The organism is Stenotrophomonas sp. NPDC077659 (genome assembly GCF_050268705.1).
In the GTDB taxonomy this organism is placed as follows: domain Bacteria; phylum Pseudomonadota; class Gammaproteobacteria; order Xanthomonadales; family Xanthomonadaceae; genus Stenotrophomonas.
The window spans coordinates 1-14,386 of sequence record NZ_JBNNHG010000035.1 but is presented as its reverse complement, the minus strand read 5'-3'; the positions used below and the strand labels follow the sequence as shown (position 1 = coordinate 14,386).

Annotated in this window: 14 protein-coding genes and 1 pseudogene; 7 read left to right on the top strand and 8 right to left on the bottom strand. The window is 65.5% G+C overall.

Annotated elements, in window-relative coordinates; translation table 11 throughout:
* Positions 1–102: 102 nt before the first annotated feature.
* Both ACQKDV_RS07555 and ACQKDV_RS07550 read right to left on the bottom strand, forming a co-directional pair.
* Positions 103–738: a glutathione S-transferase family protein gene (locus tag ACQKDV_RS07555; RefSeq protein WP_427783136.1), complete on the bottom strand. Its 636-nt coding sequence runs from the start codon at positions 736–738 to the stop codon at positions 103–105.
* Positions 739–1,026: 288 nt separating this feature from the next.
* A complete protein-coding gene (locus ACQKDV_RS07550; RefSeq protein WP_427783135.1) occupies positions 1,027–2,544 on the bottom strand; it encodes a fumarate hydratase in 1,518 nt (505 codons plus the stop codon).
* A gap of 148 nt (positions 2,545–2,692) precedes the next feature.
* On the opposite strand from ACQKDV_RS07550, the gene ACQKDV_RS07545 reads away from it, so the two are divergent.
* The 5 genes from ACQKDV_RS07545 to ACQKDV_RS07525 all read left to right on the top strand — a co-directional run bounded on the left by ACQKDV_RS07545 (position 2,693) and on the right by ACQKDV_RS07525 (position 7,335).
* The gene (locus ACQKDV_RS07545) at positions 2,693–3,439 is read left to right on the top strand and encodes a sigma factor (protein WP_427783134.1); all 747 of its coding nucleotides are present in this window, start codon (positions 2,693–2,695) and stop codon (positions 3,437–3,439) included.
* A 36-nt stretch (positions 3,440–3,475) separates the two neighbouring features.
* Positions 3,476–3,925 carry a carboxymuconolactone decarboxylase family protein gene (locus ACQKDV_RS07540; RefSeq protein ID WP_427783133.1) on the top strand — a complete coding sequence of 150 codons (450 nt, stop codon included), beginning with the start codon at positions 3,476–3,478 and terminating at the stop codon, positions 3,923–3,925.
* Positions 3,879–4,544, top strand: coding sequence for a transposase (locus ACQKDV_RS07535; RefSeq protein ID WP_427783132.1), 666 nt, complete (start codon positions 3,879–3,881; stop codon positions 4,542–4,544). The genes ACQKDV_RS07540 and ACQKDV_RS07535 overlap by 47 nt, the downstream gene beginning before the upstream one ends.
* A gap of 62 nt (positions 4,545–4,606) precedes the next feature.
* Positions 4,607–6,460 (top strand): ABC transporter ATP-binding protein, encoded by a 1,854-nt coding sequence (locus tag ACQKDV_RS07530; RefSeq protein ID WP_427783131.1) that lies wholly within the window; start codon positions 4,607–4,609, stop codon positions 6,458–6,460.
* A 95-nt stretch (positions 6,461–6,555) separates the two neighbouring features.
* Positions 6,556–7,335 (top strand): ferredoxin--NADP reductase, encoded by a 780-nt coding sequence (locus tag ACQKDV_RS07525; protein WP_427783130.1) that lies wholly within the window; start codon positions 6,556–6,558, stop codon positions 7,333–7,335.
* Between the two features lie 72 nt (positions 7,336–7,407).
* Here the strand turns inward: ACQKDV_RS07525 and ACQKDV_RS07520 are convergent, their stop codons facing one another.
* A complete protein-coding gene (locus ACQKDV_RS07520) occupies positions 7,408–7,887 on the bottom strand; it encodes a glutathione peroxidase (protein ID WP_427783129.1) in 480 nt (159 codons plus the stop codon).
* A 140-nt stretch (positions 7,888–8,027) separates the two neighbouring features.
* Between ACQKDV_RS07520 and ACQKDV_RS07515 the strand changes: the two genes are divergently transcribed.
* The gene (locus ACQKDV_RS07515) at positions 8,028–10,193 is read left to right on the top strand and encodes a M3 family metallopeptidase (RefSeq protein WP_427783128.1); all 2,166 of its coding nucleotides are present in this window, start codon (positions 8,028–8,030) and stop codon (positions 10,191–10,193) included.
* A gap of 170 nt (positions 10,194–10,363) precedes the next feature.
* Here the strand turns inward: ACQKDV_RS07515 and cfa are convergent, their stop codons facing one another.
* From cfa to ACQKDV_RS07500, 3 genes are all read right to left on the bottom strand, one after another.
* Positions 10,364–11,479 (bottom strand): cyclopropane fatty acyl phospholipid synthase, encoded by a 1,116-nt coding sequence (cfa, locus tag ACQKDV_RS07510; RefSeq protein ID WP_427783127.1) that lies wholly within the window; start codon positions 11,477–11,479, stop codon positions 10,364–10,366.
* Between the two features lie 17 nt (positions 11,480–11,496).
* On the bottom strand, positions 11,497–12,351 hold the full coding sequence (locus tag ACQKDV_RS07505; RefSeq protein WP_427783126.1) for a DUF3298 domain-containing protein: 855 nt from the start codon (positions 12,349–12,351) through the stop codon (positions 11,497–11,499).
* Between the two features lie 63 nt (positions 12,352–12,414).
* On the bottom strand, positions 12,415–12,717 hold the full coding sequence (locus ACQKDV_RS07500) for a GNAT family N-acetyltransferase (protein ID WP_427783125.1): 303 nt from the start codon (positions 12,715–12,717) through the stop codon (positions 12,415–12,417).
* Between the two features lie 209 nt (positions 12,718–12,926).
* Between ACQKDV_RS07500 and ACQKDV_RS07495 the strand changes: the two genes are divergently transcribed.
* Complete coding sequence (locus ACQKDV_RS07495) at positions 12,927–13,088, top strand: hypothetical protein (RefSeq protein WP_427783124.1); 162 nt, start codon at positions 12,927–12,929, stop codon at positions 13,086–13,088.
* A 49-nt stretch (positions 13,089–13,137) separates the two neighbouring features.
* Here ACQKDV_RS07495 and ACQKDV_RS07490 read toward each other — a convergent pair whose 3' ends face one another.
* Positions 13,138–13,761, bottom strand: a complete 624-nt coding sequence (locus ACQKDV_RS07490) for a rhomboid family intramembrane serine protease (RefSeq protein ID WP_427783123.1) — start codon at positions 13,759–13,761, stop codon at positions 13,138–13,140.
* A gap of 12 nt (positions 13,762–13,773) precedes the next feature.
* Positions 13,774–14,313 (bottom strand): annotated as a pseudogene (locus ACQKDV_RS07485) (MFS transporter); the annotation flags it as partial.
* Positions 14,314–14,386: the final 73 nt, after the last annotated feature.

Below are 14,386 nucleotides of genomic sequence, written 5' to 3'. Positions count from 1 at the left end.
GTCGACCGTTGGTCGACTGCTCTTTGCACCAGCCACAGAAATCCCGCGCTGCGCGCGATGGTCGACCAACGGTCGACTCTACCCCCGCCATCGCGCTGGCGATCAGCGCCAGTCGCTGATCCCTTCGCGGCGGTAGGTCTCGGCGAACGACGGGCGTGCTTTCAGCCGCTGCGCGTAGGCCTTCAGCACCGGCCAGCTGTCGGTGGGTGTGGGCATGTTGCGCGACCAGCGCATCAGCATCACCAGCATGAAATCAACCACGCTGGGCACCTCACCCAGCACATAGGGCCCTTGGGTCTGCAGATGATCGGCCATCTGCTGCCAGGCCGTTTCCAGACGCTGGCGGGCCATCGCCTGGGTCGCGGCCACGTTCGCCTCACCCGCAGCCTCGTTTGGGTAGAACCACGCGCGGTAGGCGGGCTGCAGGGTATTGGCGCACCAGAACATCCAGCGATAGGCCGCGCCGCGGGCGGGCGTACCCACCGCGGGCAGCAGCCCAGCCTCGGGATGACGGTCGGCCAGATACAGGGCAATCGCAGCCGCTTCGGTCAGCACCTGCCCATCGATCATCAGCGTCGGCACCATGCCCGCCGGGTTCAGCGCCAGATACTCCGGCGACTTCTGCTCGCGCGTATCGAAATCCAGCAGCACCAGTTCGTGCTCGATGCCCAGTTCAATCAGCAGCCAGTGCACCACCAGTGAGGCGGTACTGACAGACCCATACAGCGTAGTGCGCATGCGACGACTCCGGTTGCGGGAAGTGCCGATTATGCACCCGAGGGATCAGCCACCGCCGCACGACGCCATGCAACTGCCGGCATTCTGGCTGCAGCTGACCAACGGCGACGGGTCCATGCAGGCCTGCGCCTGCGACATGCAGGAGCGCCGCATTTCATCATTGCTGATCCGATCACACTTGCTCGCCGCCTGCGTATCGCAGGTCGGAAGCCTGGCAATCCCGACCTATCCGTGGCGTCAAACGGAAAACGGCGCCCTGCGGCGCCATCTTCCTGCCTCCGGCGGCAATTACTCCACCACCACCGGAATCTTGCCGATGCGGGCCTGCCATTCGCGCGGGCCGGTCCTGTGCACCGATTCGCCGGTGGAATCCACCGCCACGGTCACCGGCATGTCCTGCACGGTGAACTCGTAGATCGCTTCCATGCCCAGATCGGCGAAACCGACGACCTTGGCCGCCTTGATCGCCTTGGACACCAGGTAGGCCGAACCACCGACGGCCATCAGGTAGGCCGACTTGTGCTTCTTGATCGCCTCGATGGCGGCCGGGCCACGCTCGGCCTTGCCGACCATGCCCAGCAGGCCGGTCTGTGCCAGCACCTGTTCGGTGAACTTGTCCATGCGGGTGGCGGTGGTCGGGCCGGCCGGGCCCACCACTTCGTCGCGCACCGGGTCGACCGGGCCGACGTAGTAGATGAAGCGCCCCTTCAGGTCGACCGGCAGTGCCTCGCCCTTGTTGAGCATGTCGACCATGCGCTTGTGCGCGGCGTCGCGGCCGGTCAGCAGCTTGCCGTTGAGCAGCAGGGTCTGGCCCGGCTTCCAGTTGGTCACGTCTTCCGGGGTGATCGTGTCCAGGTCCACGCGGGTGCCCTTGGACGCGTCGTAGGTCAGCTTCGGCCAGTCTTCCAGCGACGGCGGGTCGAGCATCACCGGGCCGCTGCCATCCAGGGTGAAATGCGCATGGCGGGTGGCCGCGCAGTTCGGGATCATCGCCACCGGCAGGTTGGCCGCGTGGGTCGGATAATCGTTGATCTTGATGTCCAGCACGGTGGTCAGGCCACCCAGGCCCTGCGCGCCGATGCCCAGCGCGTTGACCTTCTCATACAGCTCCAGGCGCAGCTCCTCGATGCGGTTGGATGCGCCGCGGGCCTGCAGTTCGGTGATGTCGATCGGCTCCATCAGCGCTTCCTTGGCCAGCAGCATCGCCTTTTCAGCGGTACCGCCGATACCGATGCCGAGCATGCCCGGCGGGCACCAGCCGGCGCCCATGGTCGGCACGGTCTTCAGCACCCAGTCGACGATGGAGTCGGACGGGTTGAGCATGGCGAACTTGGTCTTGGCTTCCGAACCACCGCCCTTGGCGGCGACAATGACATCGACGGTGTTGCCCGGCACCACCTTGACGTTGACCACGCCCGGCGTGTTGTCCCTGGTGTTGATGCGCTTGCCGGCCGGATCGGCCAGCACCGAGGCGCGCAGCTTGTTGTCCGGGTGCAGGTAGGCGCGGCGCACGCCTTCGTTGGCCATCTCTTCCACGCCCATGGTGGCGTCGTCCCAGCGCACGTCCATGCCGATTTCCAGGAACACGGTGACGATGCCGGTGTCCTGGCAGATCGGACGGTGGCCTTCGGCGCACATCCGCGAATTGATCAGGATCTGGGCCATCGCTTCTTTCGCGGCCGGCGACTCCTCGCGCTCGTAGGCGGCGGCGAGGTTCTTGATGTAGTCGACCGGGTGGTAGTACGAAATGTACTGCAGCGCGTCGGCGATGGACTGGATGAGGTCTTCCTGCTTGATCGATGTCACGGCTTGCTCGCTTGCTCAAGGCTGGCGGGGGTAATCCGCCCATTTTACCCCCTCCCCCGGCCCTCAGGGGTGGTAGTGCCGGCCGCTGGCCGGCAAGATTGCGCGACGTCCGTGTCACGCTTCATCCCTCCCCGGCGTCCTGGTCGACATGAACACTGAAACCGCCTTCCAGACCCACCGCCCGCGCCTGATGGCGCTGGCCTACCGCTTGCTGGGCAGCCGCAGCGACGCCGAAGATGTGGTCCAGGACGCCTGGCTGCGCTGGTCCGGCGCCGATCCGGCCAGCGTGCGCGATGCCGAGGCCTGGCTGGTCACCACCACCACGCGGCTGGGCCTGGACCGCCTGCGCGCAGCCCGGCGCGAGCGCGCCGCCTTCCTGCTGAAGGAGGCGTTCGAGCATGACTACCGGCAGATCGCCGAACTGCTCGGCCACAGCGAAGCCAACTGCCGCCAGCTGGTGCACCGCGCGAAGCAGCGCCTGCAGACGGGGCGGCCGCGCTTCAACGCCGATGCCGCCCAGCACCGGCAGCTGCTGGCACGCTTCATGGACGCCAGCCAGCGCGGCGACAGCGAGGCGATCCAGGCGCTGCTGCAGGCCAATGCGCGGCTGGTGTCCGATGGCGGCGGCGTGGTCACTGCGGCGGTGCGCCCGCTGCTGGGCGCCGAACGCATCGGCCGCCTGTTCTGGGCCATCGCACGCCGCGGGCTGGGCCATACCGCGCAGCTGGGCTGGGTCAACGGCGAGCCGGCCATCCTGCGCTTGGACGGCGAGCGCCTGCACTCGGTCACCACCATCGAGGTCGTCGAAGGGCGCATCGCCAACGTGTACAGCGTGCTCAATCCGGAAAAGCTGCACAGGGGTGTCACGAACGCGGACGCCATGGCGTCCTGGTAGTGAAAGACGGCCATGGTGGCCGTCGTGGAGCTGAAGATGTCCGACCATACCTCCCCCCGCGTTCCCTACACCCGCCTGGCAGCCGATGCGTTCAAGGGCCTGCTGGCCGCCAGCAGGGCGGTGCATGACAGTTCGATCGATCCGACGCTGATGGAACTGCTGTTCCTGCGCGTCTCCCAGCTCAACGGCTGCGGCTACTGCATGGACATGCACGCCACCGCGCTGCGCAGGGGCGGCATCGAGCCGCGCAAGCTGGACACCCTGCCTGCCTGGCACGAAAGCCGCTTCTTCGATGCACGCGAGCGTGCCGCGCTGGGCTGGGCCGAGGCCCTGACCCGGCTGACCGAGGGCGCGCCATCGCAGGCGGCGTTCGATGCATTGGACCCGCACTTCGATGAGAAGGGCATCAGTGACCTGAGCATGGGCATCGCGGTGATCAATGCCTGGAACCGGCTGGGTGCAGGGCTGCTGCCGCCGCTGCCGTAAAGGGGGTTTGTGGCCGGGCTGCGCCCGGCACCCGCAGAAGCGACGGCCGGAGCAAGGGCAACGTCAACAGCTGGCTCTCCGTGGGATGGCGGGATGGGTCAGGTCGCAGGGGACGCTGCAAGGGGGACGCTGCAAGTACGTCCATGTAAGCTCGGTCGCCGCATCCATGCGGCTCACGCCCCTCCGACCTGACCCACCCCGCCTTCGACAGTTTCCCACTGTCTGTCGGAACGGCATCCCGTGCCAGCTGCTGTTGGTGGGTGCCGAGCTGCACCGGCACCGCATGCAGATTGAACTGGGCTTCCGGGATCTGAAATCGCATCGCTACGGCCAGGCCTTCGAGGACAGCCTGACGCGCAAGCGCGAGCGGATCGAAGTACTGCTGTTGCTGCATGCCCTGGCGATGTTCGTGCTGTGGCTGGCGGGCATGGCCGCTGAATCCATCCACGCACACGACCGACTCAATCCTCATCGATCGACACGTCGGCTGTACTGCCTGATCCGACTTGGTTGGGAAGCATTGACGCGAAGATGGCTGGACAAGCCACGGGTCGCCATGCTCGATGCACTGCACACACTCTCGCCAGAAGCCAAGCAAAACATGGCCTCCCGAATATGAAAACGTGAGGAAACCTCAGGATCTGACCCCCTCTGCACGCTCAACGCGCGCACAATGGACGCATGCCTGCCGCCCCCGAGAAGAAACCCAGCCTGCGCCAGCGCTTCAAGGCGATGCGCAACCTGCCGCCGTTCCTGCGCCAGGTGTGGCAGACCAGCCCCGCATTGACCCTGACCAGCCTTGGCCTGCGTCTGGTCCGCGCGTTGCTGCCGGTCGCGATGCTCTACGTGGGCAAGCTGATCATCGATACCGCCCTGCACCTGAGCCAGCACGGCGCGGGTTTTCCGCCGCTGGGCGAGGCGCTGTCCAGCGGTCTGTTGAATCCGCTGCTGGGCCTGCTGGCGCTGGAATTCGGCCTGGCCATTGCCTCGGACCTGCTCGGCCGGCTGGTCAGCTATGCCGATGCGCTGCTGTCGGAGCTGTTCGCCAACGCCACCAGCGTGCGCCTGATGGAGCACGCCGCGACCCTGGACCTGGAGGACTTCGAAGACCCGGACCTGCAGGACAAGCTGGACCGCGCACGGCGCCAGACCATGGGCCGGATGAACCTGATGAGCCAGCTGTTCGGCCAGGTACAGGACGCGATTACCGTGGCCAGCCTGGCCGTGGGCCTGCTGGTCTACGCCCCCTGGTTGATCCTGCTGCTTGCCCTGGCACTGGTGCCCGCCTTCGTCGGCGAATCGCACTTCAATGCCGCCGGCTACAGCCTCAACTTCCTGTGGACGCCCGAGCGCCGCCAGCTGGACTACCTGCGCCAGCTCGGTGCCAGCGTGGAAACAGCCAAGGAAGTGAAAATCTTCAACCTGCACCGCTTCCTGGTGGAGCGCTACCGGCGTCTTTCGGCAGCGTTGTTCCTGGCCAACCGGGCACTGGCACGGCGGCGTGCGTTCTGGGGAACGGTGCTGGCTGCGCTGGGCACGTTGGGCTACTACACCGCCTACGCCTACATCGCCTGGCGCACGGTGCGCGGCGATTTCTCCATCGGCGACCTGACCTTCCTTGCCGGCAGCTTCCTGCGCCTGCGCCAGCTGCTGGAAGGCCTGCTGATCGGCTTTTCGCAGGTGGCCAGCCAGGCGCTGTACCTGGACGACCTGTATTCGTTCTTCCAGATCGAACCTGAAATCCACTCGCGCCAGGACGCGGTGGCCGTGCCGCGGCCGATCCGCGAGGGCTTCGTTTTCGAGAACGTCGGCTTCCGCTACCCCGATGCCGAGCAGTGGGCCGTGCGCCACCTCGATTTCCAGCTGCATGCCGGCGAAGTGCTGGCGCTGGTGGGCGAGAACGGTGCCGGCAAGACCACCCTGGTGAAGCTGCTGGCGCGCCTGTACGAACCGGACGAGGGCCGCATCCTGCTCGATGGCCGCGACCTGCGCGACTATGACCTGGACGATCTGCGCGCCAACCTCGGCGTGATCTTCCAGGATTTCGTGCGCTACAACCTGACCGCCGGGGAGAACATCGGCGTCGGCCAGGTCGAGGCGATGGCCGACCAGGCGCGCATCGCCGATGCCGCGCGCCGGGGCATGGCCGAAGAAGTGATCGACGCCCTGCCCGGCGGCTACCAGCAGGTGATCGGCCGCCGCTTCAAACAGGGCGTGGACCTGTCCGGCGGGCAGTGGCAGAAGATCGCCATCGCCCGCGCGTGGATGCGCGACGCGCAGGTGATGATTCTGGACGAACCGACCGCCGCGCTCGATGCGCGCGCCGAATTCGAGGTGTTCCAGCGTTTCCGCGAACTGGCCGACCGGCGCACCGCGGTGCTGATCTCGCACCGGTTTTCCTCGGTGCGCATGGCCGACCGCATCCTGGTGCTGGCCGAGGGCCGGCTGGAAGCCAGCGGCACCCACGACGAGTTGATGGCCCAGGGCGGGCGCTATGCCGAGCTGTTCGAACTGCAGGCCGCCGGCTACCGCTGAACCGCCCTGAGAACGCCTCTCGTTCCGGATAATGAGAACCCCTCTCATTTGAGGTAGAATGCCCGGGACGACTCCATTGCCTGAATGTGCCCCCCATGTCTTCCGCTTTCGGCGCCGAAACGGTGCTTGAGGTCCGCCACTGGACCGACGCCTATTTCAGTTTCACCCTCACCCGCGACAGCGGCTTCCGTTTCGAGAACGGCCAGTTCGTGATGATCGGCCTGGAAACCGAAGCGCGCCCGCTGCTGCGTGCGTATTCCATCGCCAGCGCCAACTGGGAAGAACATCTGGAGTTCTTCAGCATCAAGGTGCAGGACGGCCCGCTGACCTCGCGCCTGCAGCACATCAAGCCGGGCGACAAGGTGCTGGTCGGCAAGAAGCCCACCGGCACCCTGCTGATCAGCGACCTGCACCCCGGCAAGAACCTGTACCTGCTGGGCACCGGCACCGGCATGGCACCGTGGCTGTCGGTCATCAAGGACCCGGAAACCTACGAGCGCTTCGAGAAGGTGATCCTCTGCCACGGCGTGCGCTACGAAAAGGACCTGGCCTATCGCGATTACTTCGAGAAGGAACTGCGTGAGCATGAGTTCCTCGGCGAGATGATCGGCGACAAGCTGCTGTACTACCCGGCCGTCACCCGCGAACCGTTCGCCAACCAGGGCCGCCTGACGCAGCTGATGGAAAGCGGCGAGATGCAGCGCACCCTGGGCCTGCCGGAACTGAACCCGGAAAACGATCGCGCGATGATCTGCGGCAGCCCGCAGATGCTGGCCGACCTGCGCGCCGTGCTGGATGCGCGTGGCTTCCAGGTCTCCCCGCGTATCGGCCAGCCGGGCCACTACGTGTTCGAACGCGCCTTCGTCGAGAAGTGAGAAAAAAGGGGACGGAGGGGATTAAGTCGTTTGTGCACAAGCGACTTAATCCCCTCCGTCCCCTTTTTTGCGTTACAGCAGCGCTTTGATCGCGCTGCGCAGCTGTTCCGGTGCGGTGGTAGGCGCGTAGCGCGCCACCACCTGGCCCTGGCGGTCGAGCAGGAACTTGCTGAAGTTCCACTTGATGCGGGCAATGCCGAGCAGGCCGCGCTTTTCGTGCGACAACCACTTCCACAGCGGGTCGGCACCATCGCCATTGACCTCGATCTTCTGCGAGATCGGGAAGCTGACCGGGTAATCCAGCGAACAGAACTGGCGGATCTGCGCCGCATCGCCCGGCTCCTGCCCGCCGAACTGGTTGCAGGGGAAGCCCACCACCACCAGGCCACGCGCGCGATAGTCCTGCCACAGCTGTTCCAGACCGGTGTACTGGGGGGTGAAACCACAGCGGCTGGCGACGTTGACCAGCAGCAGCGGCTGCCCCTGGTACTGCGCCAGCGCCTGCGGCTGGCCGTCCAGGTCCACGAAACCGAAGTCGAAGGCGTTGGGCATGGCGGGCGGTCCGGGTGGGGAACCCCATGGTAATCGCAGGCCACGCCGGTAGGTGGTAGCGGCCATGCCTTTTGACACAAGTGGCACCTGGCCGGGGCGGGTTACCCTCGGGCACTTGTCTGCCTTACCGGAGTACCGCCTTGACCACCCGCCTTGCCCTCGCCGTGGCCATGACCCTCGGCCTTGCCCTGCCCGCCTATTCGGCCAGCGCCGCCACCCCGGCCGCTGCCAACGCGCAGCAGGCCAACCCGTTCTTCGCCGAAAGCCCGCTGCCGCTGCACTTCCCGCAGTTCGACAAGATCAAGGACAGCGATTTCGCCCCGGCTTTCGACGCCGGCATGGCGCAGCAGCTGAAGGAAGTGGAGGCCATCGCCAACAACAAGGCCAAGCCGACCTTCGACAACACCATCATCGCCCTGGAAAAGAGCGGTGACGTGCTGGACCGCGCGACCACCGTGTTCTTCAGCCTGGTCGGCGCCGACACCAACGACGCGCGCAAGAAGCTGCAGGCCGACTACTCGGCGAAGTTCGCTGCGCACAGCGATGCGATCGCGCTGAACGGCAAGCTGTTCGCCCGCATCCAGGCGCTGTATGACACCCGTACCCAGCTGGGCCTGGACGCCGAAGGCGTGCGCCTGGTCGAGAAGTACTACGACAACTACGTGCGCGCCGGCGCCAAGCTGTCCGAGGCCGACAAGGCCACGCTGAAGACCATGAACGCCGAGCTGGCCAACCTGGGCACGAAGTTCAGCCAGAACGTGCAGTCGGAAGTGAACGCTTCGGCGATCACCGTCGATGACGTCAAGCAGCTTGACGGCTTGTCCAAGGAACAGATCGCCGCCGCCGCCGAAGCCGCCAAGGCACGCGGCCTGGACGGCAAGTACGTGATCACCCTGCTCAACACCACCGGCCAGCCGCCGCTGACCAACCTGGCCAACCGCGAGCTGCGCCAGAAGATCTACGAAGCCTCGGTCAGCCGTGGCAGCCGTGGCGGTGAGTTCGACAACACCGCGCTGGTCTCGCGCATCATGCAGCTGCGCGCCGACAAAGCGAAGCTGATGGGCTTCCCGAACTTTGCCGCCTACAACCTGACCAACCAGACCGCCAAGACCCCTGAAGCGGTCAACGCGATGCTGGGCAAGCTGGCCCCGGCCGCCGTGGCCAACGCCAAGCGCGAAGCCGCCGACCTGCAGGCGATGATCGACAAGGAACAGAAGGCCGCCGGCAGGAAGACCTTCGCCCTGGAGCCGTGGGACTGGGCGTTCTACAGCGAGAAAGTGCGCCAGGCCAAGTACAACTTCGACGAATCCCAGCTCAAGCCGTACTTCGAGATGAAGAACGTGCTGGAAAACGGCGTGTTCTTCGCCGCCAACCAGGAATTCGGCCTGACCTTCAAGCAGCGCACCGACCTGCCGGTGTACCACGATGACGTCACCGTCTATGACGTGTTCGATGCTGACGGCAGCCAGCTGGCGATCTTCATCTTCGACCCGTACGCGCGTGCATCCAAGCGCGGCGGTGCGTGGATGAACTCCTATGTGTCGCAGTCCAAGCTGACCGGCTTCAAGCCGGTGGTCGCCAACCACCTCAACATCCCCAAGCCGCCGGCCGGCCAGCCGACCCTGCTGACCTGGGATGAAGTGACCACCACCTTCCACGAATTCGGCCATGCCCTGCACGGCATGTTCTCCAACGTGAAGTACCCGTACTTCTCGGGCACGTCGGTGCCGCGTGACTTCGTCGAGTTCCCCTCGCAGGTCAACGAGATGTGGTCGGACAACCCGGCCATCCTGAAGAACTACGCCAAGCACTACCAGAATGGTTCGGCCATGCCGCAGGCGCTGCTGGACAAGGTGCTGGCGGCGGCCAAGTTCAACCAGGGCTTCGCCACCACCGAGTACCTGGGTGCGGCCATGCTGGACCAGCGCTGGCACCAGATCGGCGCCGACCAGGTGCCGGCTGCCAAGGACGTTATGGCATTCGAGCGCGCCGCGCTGGAGAAGGACGGCATCTACTACGCGCCGGTTCCGCCGCGCTACCGTACCCCGTACTTCAGCCACATCATGGGCGGTTACTCGGCCGGCTACTACGCCTACATCTGGTCGGAAGTGCTGGACGCCAACACCCAGAAATGGTTCAAGGACAACGGTGGCCTGAGCCGCAAGAACGGCGACCACTTCCGCGCGACCCTGCTGTCCAAGGGTGGCAGCGTGGATGCCATGCAGCTGTTCCGCGATTTCGCCGGCCACGAGCCGCAGATCGAACCGCTGCTGGAAAAGCGTGGCCTGACCGGCGCCGGCAACTGATCGCCCGCGCGGTTGAGTGAAACGAAAACCGCCCGGGAGACCGGGCGGTTTTTCTGTTGGGGCCATCCACGCATGGCGCGGATCTACTGCGGCATGTACGCATGGCGTGGACCATCCATACGGTTGCGTGATGCCAGTAGATCCGCGCCATGCGTGGATGGACGTTCAGATCAACGCGGCGCCACGTACCCGCCGCGCACGCCTTCCGGTGACAGCACCAGCTGCCACAGCTGCGCATGGCGGCAGCGGAACGTCGCCATCGATCCGGCCAGGTAGAACCGCCACATGCGGCGGAAGTGCTCGTCATAGCGCGCATCCAGCGTCGGCCACGCCGCTTCCACGTTGCGCCGCCACGCCTGCAGGGTCAGGTCATAGTCGGTGCCGAAGTTGTGCCAGTCCTCCAGCACGAAACGGCCCTCGAACGCCCGGCTGATCTGCGCCGCCGAGGGCAGCATCGAGTTGGGAAAGATGTAGCGCGCGATCCACGGATCGGTGCGGTGGCGGGAAACATTGCTGCCGATGCTGTGCAGCAGCAGCAACCCGCGCGGCGACAGGCAGCGCCGGGCCACCTCGAAGAAGCTGTCGTAGTTCTTGTCACCCACGTGCTCGAACATGCCGATGGAAAACACCGCGTCGAACGGTTCATCCAGTTCGCGGTAATCCTGCAGGCGAATGTCGATGGGCAGGCCCGCGCACAGCTCCCGCGCGAAGACAGCCTGTTCCTGCGAGATGGTCACGCCCACCCCACTGACGCCATAACGCTCGGCGGCGAACTTCAGCGCCTCGCCCCAGCCACACCCGATGTCCAGCACCCGCTGGCCCGGGCGCAGGCCCAGCTTGCGGCACACCAGGTCGAGCTTGGCTTCCTGCGCGGCGTCCAGGTCGCCGGCAGTGCGCCAATAACCACAGCTGTAGACCAGGCGCTGGCCAAGCATGGCCTGGTAAAGATCGTTGCCAAGATCGTAATGGCGGCGGCCGACTTCATAGCTGCCCTGCCCGGCCTGCAGGTTGAACAGCCGCGCCTTCAGCGCATCGGCCACCTCGCGCCAGCCATGCACGCGCTCGTCCAGGTGCGCCATCATCAGGTGGACCAGGAATTCATCCAGGACATTGGCATCCCACCAACCGTCCATGTAGCTCTCGCCCAGGCCGAGCGAGCCGTGGCCCATGACCCGCGCGAAGAAGCGCCGATCATGCACCTGGATATCCTGTGGCTGGGTACCGCCGATGCGGACCCCGGCTTCCTGCAGCAGGCCTGCAACCCGCTCCTGCAACCCTGTATCCACGCGTCCTCCGTCTGCGGTCACCCGCGTGCGAACAGCGCCACATAATCCTTGGCCACGTGCGGCAGCAGCACCGCAGCCGGGACATCGGCCGTCTGCGTGCCGTCCGAATACGGGCCGACCTGGTAGGGTGGGAACACGAAACGCAGCGCCGTGATCTGGCCCTTGTCGTTGGTCAACGGCTGGAACTGGCTGAAATTCTCAGCCTGCGGCCCGGTACCTTCGGCAATCATCCGCGAAGCATTGCGCAGCGACTCCTGCAGATCGGCAGGCTCCATGTCCTCGCCACTGAGGCGGGTGGCAACACGTTCGCGCAGCTGGTCGGCGACAAAATCGCTGATCGCCTTCCAGCCCTTGTCATCGGCCACCAGCGTGGCGGCACTGAGCATCTGCTGCTGCGGCGGCAGCCACACGAAACGCGCCACCAGCGGCTCGCCATGGGCGCCACCGGTGTAACGGCTGCCATCGGCACTGACCACCACCAGCTGCGGGGTGTCCAGCACCTTCTCGAAACTCAGCGACAGCTCGTAGGGCATGGTCGGCTTGTCGTTGCCCAGCCCGTCCAGCGCCTGCTGCAGGTCGCCGCGGGCGGAGGTGGCGTAGTCCTGCAGCGCGCGCGCCAGGCCCGGGTAGCGGTCGATGCCGGCGGGATAGCTGATGCCCACCACTTCACGTTCGTTGTTCACCACCACATCGCGCAGGTCCAGCGGCGCCTCCGCAGGCGGCGTGGGCTCGGTCGCAGCGGCTTCAGCGGCCGGCGCTGCGTCACTGGCCGGAGCCGCCTGTTCACCGCGCTGGCAACCGGCCAGCAGCAGCACACCCATTGCGCCAGCCAGCGCCGATGCGCGCAGTGGCTGCTTGTTTCCAATCGTCATCTGGATCCCCTGTTCATGTACTTACATCATCGCCTGCGATGGCTGAAGCGCGGCACGCTGCATTCAGCCTACCAGCAGGTCGTGAAACTCCTCGTGGCGCTGCAGGAACGCCTCCGCATAGGCACAGGCCGGCACAACCTTGTACTTTTGTTCGCGGGCGAAGCGCAGCGCGACCCGGGTCAGCTCACCGGCAACGCCGCGGCCTGAGATCGGCTCGGGCACTTCGGTATGGGTGATGACCATGCGCCTGCGTTTGATCTGGTAGTCCAGCACCGCCCGGTGTCCACGCACATGGGCGATGAAACGGTGGTTGGCCTGGTCGTGCTCGACCTCGTAGGCCAGACCGGGGGGCGTGACCGAAGCCATGGAACTGTCTCCTGCGGCGACTGCGCGCATGGTGCGCACCTGGCCGCCATGACCGTGTGAAGCCTGAACAGGGGCAGGTCTGGTCAGTTTGCGTCAGATCACGCCCTCAAGCTGCATCGATGGCGGCCGCTAACCCCTTGGCAGGGGTACGGCTGCACTGGCACGACCCTTGCGTACGTTGCTATCGCACTCTGCCGTGGAGGCCTGTCATGCACCCCAACCCGTCCCCATCCGATACCGACCACGCCCTGCTGGAAGGCCTGCTGCAGTTGGCAGTGGAAGGCCAGACCGAAGAGCAGGACTTCCAGCGCATCGGCGAGGAAGTGTACTCGCGGCTGCTGGATACCTACGGCCAGACGACCCAGGCCTGAGACCGGGTAGCGCGGGGTCGGATCCACAGGATCCGACCCCTGGCCCGTTTCAGCCGCCCAGGCCGAAGCTGGGGTTGGACAGTTCGCGCAGGAAGTGGCCGAAGATGGCCGGCTGCATGGCCAGCATGAAGATCACGCCGAACGCCGCGCCCGCCAGGTGCGCGCTGTGGTTGATGCGGTCCCCGCCACGCTTGTCCATCCAAATGCTGTAGCCGACATAGAACACGGCATAGATGATCGCCGGCGCCGGAATGAAGAACACCAGGATGATCGTCCACGGGCTGAGCAGGATGAAGGCGAACAGCACCGCCGACACCGCACCCGACGCGCCCAGGCTCAGGTAGTTCGGGTTCTTCTGGTTCTTCAGGTAGCTGGGCAGGATCGATACCAGCAGCGCGCCCAGGTAGAACGCCGGGTAGGTCAGCCAGCTGCCGGTCAACGACAGCATCACTTTCTCGATCTGCCCGCCGAAGAAGAACAGCGTGATCATGTTGAAGATGAGGTGCGACCAGTCGGCATGGATGAAGCCGTAGGTGATCAGCCGATCATATTGGCGATGGCGGTCCACGGCCGGGGGCCACAGGATCAGGCGGTCGGCCAGCTTGCGGTTGTTGAACGCCATCCAGGAGACGAGGGCGGTGATGGCGATCAACAGAAGATTGACGGGGGTCATGTCGGCTCGGGCTCAGGCAGTGCGGTAGTTGTCGACCATACGATAACGTCGTGCATACCAACCGAACGCCAATGCCGCGATGAAGGCGAAACCGGCGAAGAAGAACATCAGGAACGCCGCCTCGCTCAGGCCGGTTCCAGCGATCTTCTCGGTCACCGCGTGGTTGCGCACTGCTGCATTGGACAGCAGCACCCACAGGTTGCCGATGGTGGTGGTCAGGTTCCAGAAGCTCATCACCACGCCCTTCATGGCCTGCGGCGCCTGGCTGTAGGCAAATTCGAGGCCGGTGGCCGAGACCAGTACCTCACCGAAGGTCAGCAGTGCGTACGGCAGCATCTGCCAGAAAATGGACATGGCATTGCCACCGTCCATCACCACCTGGATGCCACCGACCACCACCCAGGCCAGGCCGCTGAAGGCGATGCCGGCGGTCATCCGGCGCAGCGCGGTCGGTTCGAAGCCGAAGCGGCGCAGGGCCGGGTACAGCACCAGGTTGTTGAACGGAATCAGGATCATCACCAGCAGCGGGTTCAGCGCCTGCATCTGCGAGGCGGGGTCGATGTCCAGCCGGCACCAGCATCAGTGCCGGCAGCAGGGTCAACATCATCACCACGGTCATCTTCAC

Coding starts and splice junctions, on each gene's coding strand:
- ACQKDV_RS07555 (WP_427783136.1), bottom strand. CDS start 738: ATGCGCACTACGCTGTATGGGTCTGTCAGTACCGCCTCACTGGTGGTG.
- ACQKDV_RS07545 (WP_427783134.1), top strand. CDS start 2,693: ATGAACACTGAAACCGCCTTCCAGACCCACCGCCCGCGCCTGATGGCG.
- ACQKDV_RS07540 (WP_427783133.1), top strand. CDS start 3,476: ATGTCCGACCATACCTCCCCCCGCGTTCCCTACACCCGCCTGGCAGCC.
- ACQKDV_RS07535 (WP_427783132.1), top strand. CDS start 3,879: ATGCCTGGAACCGGCTGGGTGCAGGGCTGCTGCCGCCGCTGCCGTAAA.
- ACQKDV_RS07530 (WP_427783131.1), top strand. CDS start 4,607: ATGCCTGCCGCCCCCGAGAAGAAACCCAGCCTGCGCCAGCGCTTCAAG.
- ACQKDV_RS07525 (WP_427783130.1), top strand. CDS start 6,556: ATGTCTTCCGCTTTCGGCGCCGAAACGGTGCTTGAGGTCCGCCACTGG.
- ACQKDV_RS07520 (WP_427783129.1), bottom strand. CDS start 7,887: ATGCCCAACGCCTTCGACTTCGGTTTCGTGGACCTGGACGGCCAGCCG.
- ACQKDV_RS07505 (WP_427783126.1), bottom strand. CDS start 12,351: ATGACGATTGGAAACAAGCAGCCACTGCGCGCATCGGCGCTGGCTGGC.
- ACQKDV_RS07500 (WP_427783125.1), bottom strand. CDS start 12,717: ATGGCTTCGGTCACGCCCCCCGGTCTGGCCTACGAGGTCGAGCACGAC.
- ACQKDV_RS07495 (WP_427783124.1), top strand. CDS start 12,927: ATGCACCCCAACCCGTCCCCATCCGATACCGACCACGCCCTGCTGGAA.
- ACQKDV_RS07490 (WP_427783123.1), bottom strand. CDS start 13,761: ATGACCCCCGTCAATCTTCTGTTGATCGCCATCACCGCCCTCGTCTCC.